This is a genomic window from Winogradskyella algicola, from assembly GCF_005869935.1.
GTDB lineage: Bacteria > Bacteroidota > Bacteroidia > Flavobacteriales > Flavobacteriaceae > Winogradskyella > Winogradskyella algicola.
This window is the reverse complement of record NZ_SZQF01000037.1, coordinates 1-255: the sequence shown is the minus strand read 5'-3', so window position 1 is coordinate 255 and position 255 is coordinate 1. Positions and strand designations below refer to the sequence as shown.

Here is a 255-nt window from a genome sequence, read left to right as displayed (position 1 = left end):
ATGCCAATGATGCATTAAGTATCACAAACTTGGACGAGAATTTTGCGACCAGTAATAACGGTGAACTGCTAAGTATTGAAAACAGGGCAATGCCTCAGGAAACAGAGGAAATACAATTGGAGATTAACACTTATAGAAGTACAAATTATACGATTGTAGCCGAAGGTATATCCATAGAAGGTGTAACACCATACTTATTTGATAACTATACAGGTACTTACACTGAGATTCCTCAGACAGGTTCCGTTGACTATA

The 255-nt window shown here is 37.3% G+C and carries 1 protein-coding gene; it reads left to right on the top strand.

Going from position 1 to position 255, the window contains the following annotated elements; genetic code table 11:
• Nucleotides 1-29: 29 nt before the first annotated feature.
• The coding region (locus tag FC091_RS15120) for a hypothetical protein (protein ID WP_138435215.1) at nt 30-255 on the top strand (226 nt) is incomplete at its 3' end.